General features: G+C 71.7%; 12 protein-coding genes. 4 read left to right on the top strand and 8 right to left on the bottom strand.

What is annotated here, in order from left to right; all coding sequences use genetic code 11:
• Positions 1–197: 197 nt before the first annotated feature.
• Positions 198–1523, bottom strand: a complete 1326-nt coding sequence (locus tag GCL84_RS13175) for a glycosyltransferase (protein ID WP_156755750.1) — start codon at positions 1521–1523, stop codon at positions 198–200.
• Positions 1524–1567: 44 nt separating this feature from the next.
• Entirely contained in the window at positions 1568–2128 is a 561-nt protein-coding gene (xrtP, locus tag GCL84_RS13170; RefSeq protein ID WP_328618772.1) for an exosortase P, read from the bottom strand.
• Between the two features lie 286 nt (positions 2129–2414).
• Between xrtP and GCL84_RS13165 the strand changes: the two genes are divergently transcribed.
• From GCL84_RS13165 to wecB, 3 genes are read left to right on the top strand one after another with little or no spacing between them, the layout of a single operon-like run.
• Complete coding sequence (locus tag GCL84_RS13165; protein WP_156755741.1) at positions 2415–3152, top strand: choice-of-anchor P family protein; 738 nt, start codon at positions 2415–2417, stop codon at positions 3150–3152.
• A gap of 3 nt (positions 3153–3155) precedes the next feature.
• A complete protein-coding gene (locus tag GCL84_RS30630; RefSeq protein ID WP_156755740.1) occupies positions 3156–3314 on the top strand; it encodes an LPXTG cell wall anchor domain-containing protein in 159 nt (52 codons plus the stop codon).
• Between the two features lie 59 nt (positions 3315–3373).
• Entirely contained in the window at positions 3374–4498 is a 1125-nt protein-coding gene (gene wecB / locus GCL84_RS13155; protein ID WP_156755739.1) for a non-hydrolyzing UDP-N-acetylglucosamine 2-epimerase, read from the top strand.
• Positions 4499–4663: 165 nt separating this feature from the next.
• Here wecB and GCL84_RS13150 read toward each other — a convergent pair whose 3' ends face one another.
• The 6 genes from GCL84_RS13150 to clpS all read right to left on the bottom strand — a co-directional run bounded on the left by GCL84_RS13150 (position 4664) and on the right by clpS (position 7979).
• Positions 4664–5614, bottom strand: a complete 951-nt coding sequence (locus tag GCL84_RS13150) for a PLP-dependent cysteine synthase family protein (RefSeq protein WP_156755738.1) — start codon at positions 5612–5614, stop codon at positions 4664–4666.
• Positions 5615–5660: 46 nt separating this feature from the next.
• Positions 5661–5939, bottom strand: coding sequence for a MoaD/ThiS family protein (locus GCL84_RS13145; protein ID WP_156755737.1), 279 nt, complete (start codon positions 5937–5939; stop codon positions 5661–5663).
• A 90-nt stretch (positions 5940–6029) separates the two neighbouring features.
• Positions 6030–6485 carry a M67 family metallopeptidase gene (locus GCL84_RS13140; protein WP_268891346.1) on the bottom strand — a complete coding sequence of 152 codons (456 nt, stop codon included), beginning with the start codon at positions 6483–6485 and terminating at the stop codon, positions 6030–6032.
• A gap of 20 nt (positions 6486–6505) precedes the next feature.
• Positions 6506–7123 (bottom strand): P1 family peptidase, encoded by a 618-nt coding sequence (locus GCL84_RS13135; protein WP_156755736.1) that lies wholly within the window; start codon positions 7121–7123, stop codon positions 6506–6508.
• Entirely contained in the window at positions 7123–7683 is a 561-nt protein-coding gene (locus GCL84_RS13130) for a DUF2017 domain-containing protein (RefSeq protein ID WP_156755735.1), read from the bottom strand. Before GCL84_RS13130 ends, GCL84_RS13135 begins: the two co-directional genes overlap by 1 nt.
• Positions 7680–7979: an ATP-dependent Clp protease adapter ClpS gene (gene clpS / locus GCL84_RS13125; RefSeq protein WP_156755734.1), complete on the bottom strand. Its 300-nt coding sequence runs from the start codon at positions 7977–7979 to the stop codon at positions 7680–7682. The genes GCL84_RS13130 and clpS overlap by 4 nt, the downstream gene beginning before the upstream one ends.
• 117 nt (positions 7980–8096) lie before the next feature.
• Between clpS and GCL84_RS13120 the strand changes: the two genes are divergently transcribed.
• On the top strand, positions 8097–9389 hold the full coding sequence (locus GCL84_RS13120) for a nicotinate phosphoribosyltransferase (RefSeq protein WP_156755733.1): 1293 nt from the start codon (positions 8097–8099) through the stop codon (positions 9387–9389).
• Positions 9390–9397: the final 8 nt, after the last annotated feature.

Here is a 9397-nt window from a genome sequence, read left to right as displayed (position 1 = left end):
TCGGCGGTGAAGGGCGCTGTGACTGTGAGCGCGTTGAAGGTCCGGCTCTTCCCGGATGGCGGGCCGGACAGCGGGACCATCACCGTGGGACAGGCGACCTGCACCCCGGGCGACGCCGATAGCTGACCTTGACGGCGCACTGACCGTCCCGAGCGGACAGTGCGCCGCTCGGTCTGCCGCCGTCCGGCCCGGGGTGGTCAGTGGTCGAGGGCGATCACGTGCAGGTTCTTGGCCTCGGTGTTCCTGCGGGTCTTGGTCCAGCCGTTCTGCTTGCGCAGCAAGCGGTACGCGGCCCGCCAAGAGGTGATGTAGAACGTGTAGATGTAGACCGCGTAGAGGAAGCCGTAAGCGAGGGAGCGGCCGAAGCTGGTGCCCGGCTCGCAGCGGGCGCGGTAGATGGGCCCCCAGATGAGGAAGGGGGCCAGGCCGAAACTGCCGTAGACGGCGAAGAGGATCCAGGCCCCCTCGGTGAACCAGGTCCAGACGCCCACGGGGTCTGCCACGGCCCGGGTGGCCAGGAGCAGGAACGGGATGGGGTAGATGAGCGTGCCCAGGAGTTGCATCCAGGGCTGGGCGAGGTAGTACATCATCTCTGCGGCGCCGAGGGTGCTGAGGTGGCCGGAGTCCCAGATGCGGCGGATGTAGCGGGCGCACTGCATGGTGCCCTGGCCCCACCTGGTCCGCTGGGCCAGGAAGCGGCGCATGCTGTAGAGCGCCTCCTGGTCGACGTGGGTGTCGACGGTGAAGCCGGTCTTCCAGCCCGTGGTGAGCAGGTGGACGCCGAGTTCGAAGTCCTCCAGCAGGGCGCCGCGCCACGGGCCGCGGGCGGTGGTGATGGACTGCAGGGCGGACATCCGGGTGAACTGGCCGTTGCCGCCCATGGAGATGGTGCCGGTGACCCCGCGAGACATCTGGATGGCGGCGATGGCGCCGCGGAACTCGAGGTCCTGCATGCGGACCAGGGCCGAGCCGAAGCGGCGGCCGAAGCGGCTGGGGGTGGTGGGGGCCTGGCCCCGGTTGCTCATCCGGACGTCGACCTGGACCGCGCCGATTGCCGGGTCGCCGAACAGGTGCTCGGCGGAGCACACGCGCAGGCAGTCGGGGGCCGGGCGGCCGTCGGCGTCGACCACGACGACGACGGTGCGGTCGACGTCGGCGTGGGCGCCCATCCACGCCCTGAGCTCGCGGTAGGCGGCGTTGAGCGCCTCGCCCTTGCCGATGCGGGCGTCGGGGAGGACCCGGCGGACCAGGTGCAGGTGCCAGTCGCCGCCGTGGCGGGGGCCGCGGCGGGCGGTGACGACCGCGGCGGTGTCGTCCCCGGAGTCGTCGTCGATCACCCAGACGTGGGCCTCCGGAAAGGTGGTCCGCAGGTACTCGATCGTGTCGCCGATGACGGCTTCCTCGTCCCGGCACGGCACCAGGAAGTGCCACTCGAAGTGGTCCGGGTCGCCGTTCTCGGCGCGGCGGTGGCGCAGGTAGGGCACCACGATCAGGCCGACGTAGCTCAGGAACGCCACGCTCATGGTCAGCGCGAGGGCTTGGGTGATTCCCAGTATCAGCGGCAGGTTCACGGCTGCGCCTTGGGTTTGCGGGTCGACAGGTACACGAACAGGATCAGGGCGACAGCGCCGCCCACCACGCTGACCACCGATCCCAGGAGGGTGTGGCCCCAGTAGTACCCGCGGTCGGTGCCGAGCCAGTCGATCAACCCGACGAGGCCGAGGATGCGAAGTTGGTTGACCACGATCACGGCGAAGGCCGCGACGGCGAGGGCGCCGAGCACGCGCCTGGTGATGCGCGGTCGCAGCGCCACCATCACCGCGGCGACGAAGACCAGTGGCAGCACCAGGAACGCCGAGGTGCACTCAGGACTCATCCGCAGGCCGAACGGCTGGTCGGTGCCGAGTCCGAAGTAGACCGACTGGCGCTCCGCCGACAGGTACACACCGGACGAGCTGATGACCCGGAGTATCCCGCTGGCCACCGCCATCTCCGCGGTGCGGTAGGCCTCGTTGGCGACGACGAGCAGGGCCATGACGCTCAACAGGCCCCCCAGCACCAGCCGGGTCGTCGAGGTGGGCAGCCTGGCGCCCCGTTGGTCGACAGGTGCCGGTTCGGCGAACGCCACGGCGGTCCCTCCGTCCTCGCGGGACGTTCTGGTGGTCCCGCTCCGGACATCATTGTCATCTCAACCCCATCGAGAACATCGCTGGATCGGGTGACACCCCAGCCCGTTACGCCCCGGCTACGTGTCAGTAACCCCCGTCACATCGGTGTTTATCCCGGCGACCGACACGTTCGGGGGACTTCAAGTAGCGAAGATTGGAGCCAGGACGTTTATTCCTATGAGGTCATCCACGTCAGACCACTGTGGACGCCGGGTGGCACTGAAACTCCCACGGCTTGGAGGATTCATGAAAATCCGAACGGTCCGCCGCGGCGGCGTGCTCGGCGTCGCGGTTGTCGTGGCCCTGATCGCGAGCGCGCTGCCCGCGTCAGCGGCACCCGGTGACGGCTCCGCTTACGCCGCCGACGTCAACGTCACGCTCCTCAACCAGCCAGCGGTCGACATCGGGCCGCTGGCCCCGAGCAACACCAGCGGTCCGACCACCAACACCCTCGCCTCCATCACGGTGCCGGGAGTGCTCAACGCGGGCGTGGTGACCAGCGCGGCGTCCCTCAACGAGTCGACCGGCGTGGTGCACTCGGAGGCGACCATCGCCGATCTCAGGCTCGTCCTGGGCAACTTGGGCAGCATCGGCAGCCTGCAGGCCACGTGCGACGCCACCCAGGCGGGCAACGTCGGGACGACGTCGCTGACCGGGGTCAACCTCCTCGGCGTGTCCATCCCGGGCAACCCGGCGCCGAACACCACCGTCTCCATCCCGCCGGTCCTGTCGCTGGCCTCGCTGACGTTCAACGAGCAGATCGCCAACCCGGACGGCAGCCTCACCGTCAACGCCGTCCACCTGCGGCTCAACGCCCTGCTGGGCGTCGGTGACGTGATCATCGGCAGCGCGACGTGCGGCCCCGCCGCGGCGCCCATCCCGCTGGCCTCCGGCCTGGGTCTGTGGATCGGTCTCGGCCTGGTCGTGGCGGTGGTGATCCCGGTTGGTCTGCGGTTGGTCCGCAGGCGCACGGCGGCGGTCTGACCCGTGTACCGCGCACCGACAGGTGGAGCTGTCGGCGGCGGCACAGCACTGGCCGCTACCGGCTCTGATGTGGGGTGGTGGATCGCGCTCGGGATAGCGCTGCTCATCACCGGTCTGCTCGTGCTGCACGCGAACAGGCGCAGAAGGAACGCGAACCAGTAGGACACCGCGGCGGCCCCCGGACACCCCGGGGGCCGCCGCCCTCACCGAGGAGGACGACCGTGGCGGATGTGCTGGTGCTGGTGGGCACCCGACCGGAGGCGGTCAAGGCGGCCCCGGTCGCGCTGGAACTGGCCGGGAACCCCCGGTGGCGGCCGCTGCTGGTGCACAGCGGGCAGCACACGGGGATGGTCGAGCAGGCGCTGGCCCCGTTCGGGCTGGTCCCGGACGAGGTGCTGCCGCTCGCGCGCGGCACCGGGGCGCAGGCCGAGCTGGTCGCCGGGCTGCTGCCCGCGCTCGACGAGCTGCTGGTCCGGCGCGCCCCGGCGGCGGTGGTCGTGCAGGGCGACACGACGACCACCCTGTGCGGGGCGCTGGCGGCGTTCTGGCGCGGCATCCCCGTCGCGCACCTGGAAGCGGGCCTGCGCACCGGCGACCTGACCGCGCCGTTCCCGGAGGAGGGCAACCGCCAGGCGGTGGCGCGGCTGGCGAGCCTGCACCTGGCGCCGACGCCTGCCGCGGCCGCGGCGCTGCGTGCGGAGAACGTGGCCGCGGAGTCCGTTGTGGTCACCGGCAACACCGTTGTGGACGCGGTTCGGCTCATCGCCGCCGCTGGTGTGGAGCCTGTTGATCCGGTGCTGCGTGCGCTCGACGGGCAGCGGGTCGTCCTGGTCACCCTGCACCGCAGGGAGTCTTGGGGTGCTCCGTTGGATGAGGTGCTGGGAGCGGTCCGGTCGTTGGCTGATCGGCACCGTGATGTGCGGATCGTGGTGCCCGCGCATCCGAACCCGGCGGTGCGGGGGCAGGTGGTGCGGGCGCTGGGCGGGCACCCGGGGATCACCGTGGTGGCGCCCCTGGGGTATCCGGAGCTGGTGTGGGTGTTGCGCCGGTGCGCGATGGTGATTACTGATTCCGGGGGGATCCAGGAGGAGGCGCCGTCGTTCGGGGTGCCGGTGCTGGTGGCGCGCGACACGACTGAGCGACGGGAGGCTGTTGACGCCGGGTGCGCGTGGCTCGTGGGGACTGAGCGGGCGCGGGTGTTGGACGTGGGGGAGCGGGTGCTCGCGGGGGAGTTGCGGGTGGGGTCCTCGGTGAACCCGTTCGGGGACGGGTTTGCCGCGCGGCGGGTGGTGGGGGGGATTGATCGGATGTTGCTGGGGGCTGCTCGGCTGTCTGCTTCTGCGTGAGGGGCTTTGTTTGGGGGCTGGGATGGATCTGACCTGGTTGCCGCGAGTGTTTGACTCTGTGCGGCATGGATGGGGTCTGTCGACCCATGGGGTGGGTTGGAGGGGTGTGCTGCTGTTAAGGGCGCAAAGGGGTGAGGGGGTGGGGGGTGGGCTGATTGAGGGGGATCAGGCCCAAAGGTGGCCGTCTAGGCGCTCGGAGGCCTCGTCCAGGCTGCCGGAGTAGGCGCCGGTGGAGAGGTACTTCCAGCCGCCGTCGCAGACCACGAAGACGATGTCCGCCTCGGTGCCCCTGGTCAGGGCCTTCTCGGCGGTGCCCAGGGCGGCGTGCAGGATGGCGCCGGTGGAGATGCCCGCGAAGATGCCCTCGGATTCCAGGAGTTGGCGGGTGCGGCGGAGGGCGTCGTAGGAGCCCACCGAGTAGCGGCCGGTGAGGACGTCCGGGTCGTAGAGCTCGGGGACGAAGCCCTCGTCGAGGTTGCGCAGGCCGTAGACCAGTTCGCCGTAGCGGGGCTCAGCGGCGATGATCTGCACGTCCGGCTTCTGCTCGCGCAGGTAGCGGCCGACGCCGACCAGGGTGCCGGTGGTGCCCAGGCCGGCGACGAAGTGGGTGACCGAGGGCAGGTCGCGCAGGATCTCCGGGCCGGTGGTGCGGTAGTGCGCGCCCGCGTTCTCCGGATTGCCGTACTGGTAGAGCATCACCCACTCCGGGTGCTCCTTGGCCAGCTCCTTGGCGACCCGCACCGCCTCGTTCGACCCGCCCGCGGCGGGTGAGGTGACGATGCGGGCGCCGTAGGCCTGCAGGAGCGTCCTGCGCTCCTCGGAGGTGTTCTCCGGCATCACGCAGACCAGGCCGTAGCCCTTGAGCTTGGCGGCCATGGCCAGCGAGATGCCGGTGTTGCCCGAGGTGGGCTCCAGGATGGTGCTGCCGGGGCGCAGCACGCCGTCGCGCTCGGCGGCGGTGATCATCGCCAGCGCCGGGCGGTCCTTGATGGACCCGGTGGGGTTGCGGTCCTCCAGCTTGGCCCACAGCCGCACGTCCGGCGACGGCGACAGGTGCGGCAGCCCGACCAGCGGGGTGTCGCCGAGGGCGTCGAGCAGCGAGTCGAAGCGGGCCATGCCGTGGGCTCCCTGGGTCGGAGGACGCGTCCTGGGTGCGGTGCGCTTAGCGCGCGCCGCCCGCGACGGCGGGGAGGATGGTCACGTTGTCGCCGTCGGCGACCTTGGCCTCGAGGCCACCGGAGAAGCGCACGTCCTCGTCGTTGACGTAGACGTTGACGAACCGGTGCAGCGTGCCGTCCTTGACCAGGCGGCCCTTGATCCCGCCGTGGTTGGCTTCCAGGTCGTCGATCACCTCGGCCAGCGTGCTGCCCGCGGCGGGGACGCTCTTCTCACCCCCGGTGTGGGTGCGCAGGATGGTCGGGATGGAGACCGTGACGGCCATGGGTTTCCTCCGGGTGTGCTGCGGGTGCTCTCGTGAGAGACGTGCCAAGGCGCCGCGGGTATTCCTGCTCGGGCCCACGTGCGCTGTTGGTCACTCCTGTGGCGGGTCGTCCTGACCCGGGTGGGTGAACTCGTAGGACTCCACGACCTCGACCGGCTCCTCGGTGATCACGCCGTCGACGATCCGGTACGACCGCAGCTCGTGCGCCTCGGGGTCCCTGGTCGAGACCAGCACGTAGTGCGCGAACGGCTCGGAGGCGTAGGCGACGTCGGTGCGCGACGGGTAGGCCTCGGTGGCGGTGTGCGAGTGGTAGATGACCACCGGCACCTCGTCGTTGGCGCCCATCTCGCGGTAGAGCTTGAGCAGGTCGGCGGAGTCGAACTCGTAGAACGTCGGCGAGCGGGCCGCGTTGAGCATCGGGATGAACCGCTCCGGGCGGTCCGTGCCGTCGTCCGCGCCCGCGATGACCCCGCAGGCCTCGTCGGGGTGGTCCCGGCGGGCGTGGGCGACCATGGCTTCCACGAGGTCTCGGCGGATCGTCAGCACACGCTCATCCTACTGGGCGGTCACCCGGCTCCCAGCCAGTGAGAGCCGGCCGGGAGGGTCGACTGGACCGCGTCCGCCGCCGCGCCGCACAGCCCGTCGAGCTCCAGCGCCCCGGACAGCGCACGCGCGCCCAGCGCCGCCACGAACACCACCTCGGGCGAGAGCCCGGCCCGCACCGCGCCGTCCCTGGCCGAGATCGCCACCCGCGCGCACTGGGCCTTGTCCAGCCCCACCTCGGTCACCAGCACCACGGTCGACCCGTGGACCAGGGCCAGCGGCCCGTCCACGGGCACGTCCACGGCCGCGTCGCACGCCGCCACCCCGGCCTCGCGGGTCGCGGCCCGCCCCCCGGCCGAGCACGCGGCCGGGACGATCGGCACGACCTGGCCGGGCCGCGACCCGACCGGGAACCCCCGGCCCCGGTCGCGCAGCCAGGCCAGCACCCCGTCGGCGGCGGCCAGCCCGGCCGGCCCGCCCGGCGCCAGGCAGAACGCGTCGACCCGGGAGACCAGGTTCTCCGGGGCCAGCACGTCCACCTCGCGCACGCCGAACGGGGCGCCGCGCACGTCCGCGCCACCGACCGACCCCTCCGGCAGCAGGACGACCAGCACGCCCTGGTGCCCGCCGACCCGGATCACTAGTCCGCGCCGAGGGCCTGGACCAGCGTCTCCTGCACCCAGGTCAGCCAGTGGTAGACCGACAGGTGCGGGGAGCGCGGGTCGTCCTCGGGCAGCTCCTCCGGCATGTCCTCGGAGACCTCGATCGCGGTCCCGAGGGCCAGTCGCACGTCGTTGAGCGCCGAGAGCCAGGCGTCGGCCTCCTCGAGGGTCAGCCGGACCTCCCCGCCGCCGGGCGGGCAGGTGCTCAGCACCGTCGCGGCCACCCCGGTCTTGCGGTCGAGCAGGGCGGGCTCGTGCAGCGAGCGCAGCGCCGCCGCCGAGTCCAGGTCCTCCTTGCTCGGGTTGTCGTCGTCGAGGCGGTGGAAGTCGGGCAGCAGCCGGGACAGGATCGGGTCGTCCGGGGAGGTCGAGGGTCCGGTGCGGATGCCGGTCAGCTCGGCCAGCTCGTCCTGCGGGGTCTCCTCGACCCTGGCGCGGAGCATGTCCTCGATCTGCGACACCAGGCCGCGCAGCACCGCGGCCTCCTGCTGGTCGATCTCGGCGGTGACCGCGTCCCCGCGGCGCTTCCACGGCCTCACGACGTGTGCTCCATCGTGGCCCACAGCCCGGCGGCGTGCAGCCTGGACACGTCCCCCTCGACCTTCTCCTTGCTGCCGGAGGAGACGATGGCCTTTCCCTCGTGGTGCACGTCGAGCATCAGCTTGGTCGCCCGGTCCCGGCTGTAGCCGAACACCTTCTGGAAGACGTAGGTCACGTACGACATCAAGTTGACCGGGTCGTTCCACACGACGGTCTGCCAAGGGCGGTCTTCGGCCCCCACCTCCTCACCGACCGGACTGGTCTGGCTCTGCTCCATCTCGACTGGCGCGGTCATGGGGACAATGGTGGCACGCCCGGTTCCGGGCGGTGGGGCGGATCTTCATTCATTCGGAGTACAACGTCACAGAATGCGCCCGTCCGGAGCACCCCTACAAGTCTTAGGCTGCTGGACATGGGTGAGAGCACCGCCAGCACGGCACTGTTGACCGACCACTACGAGCTGACCATGCTCGCCGCCGCGCTGGCCGACGGCACCGCGTCCCGGGTCTGCGCGTTCGAGGTCTTCGCGCGCAGGCTGCCCGACGGCCGCCGCTACGGGGTGGTCGGCGGTACCCGGCGCGTGCTCGACGCCATCGCCGCCTTCCGCTTCGGCGACGCCGAGCTCGCGCACCTGCGCGCGACCGGGGTCGTCGACGAGTCCACCCTGTCGTGGCTGGCCGACTACCGGTTCTCCGGCGACGTCGACGGCTACGCCGAGGGCGAGCTGTACTTCCCCGGCTCCCCGGTGCTCAGCGTGCGCGGCAGCTTCGCCGACGCGGTGATCCTCGAGACGCTCGTGCTCTCCATCCTCAACCACGACTCGGCGATCCTCTCCGCGGCGGCGCGGATGGCGGGCGCGGCCAACGGCCGCCCGATCATCGAGATGGGCAGCAGGCGCACCCACGAGATGGCGGCGGTGGCCGCGGCGCGCGCGGCCTACCTGGCCGGGTTCGACACCACCTCCAACCTGGAGGCGGGCCGCAGCCACGCCATCCCGACCGCGGGCACCTGCGCGCACGCGTTCACGCTGCTGCACGACAGCGAGAAGGAGGCGTTCGAGGCCCAGGTCGCCGCCCTCGGCGTCAACACCACGCTGCTGGTCGACACCTACGACATCACCCAGGGCATCGAGACCGCGGTGGCGGTGGCGGGCCCGGGGCTCGGCGCGATCCGCATCGACTCCGGCGACGTCGGCGTGCTCGCCCGCCAGGCCCGCGAGCAGCTCGACGCCCTCGGCGCGACCGGCACCCGGATCGTGGTCTCCGGCGACCTCGACGAGTACGCCATCGCCGCGCTGCGCGCCGAGCCGGTCGACGCCTACGGGGTGGGCACCTCGCTGGTCACCGGGTCCGGCAAGCCGACCGCGGGCATGGTCTACAAGCTCGTCGAGGTGGAGGGCCGCCCGGTCGCCAAGCGCAGCTCGCACAAGGAGTCGCGCGGCGGGCGCAAGCTGGCGCTGCGCAGGCACAAGCCCACCGGCACCGCCATCGAGGAGGTCGTCCACCTCGCCGACGGCCCGGCCCCCGAGGCCGCCGCGCACGACCGCGTGCTGCAGATCCCGCTGCTGGTCGGCGGCGAGCCGGTCCCAACCCTGCCGACGACCGCCGACACCCGCGACCGCGTCCGCCAGGGCCTGGTGAGCCTGCCGTGGGAGGGCCTCAAGCTCTCCGCGGGCGAGCCCGCCATCCCCACCACCTACCTGTGACCCGTCCC

The organism is Actinokineospora pegani, from assembly GCF_009745975.1.
Classification (GTDB): Bacteria; Actinomycetota; Actinomycetes; order Mycobacteriales; family Pseudonocardiaceae; genus Actinokineospora; species Actinokineospora pegani.
The sequence above is the reverse complement of the archived record's forward strand: the minus strand, read 5'-3'. Positions and strand labels throughout refer to the sequence as shown.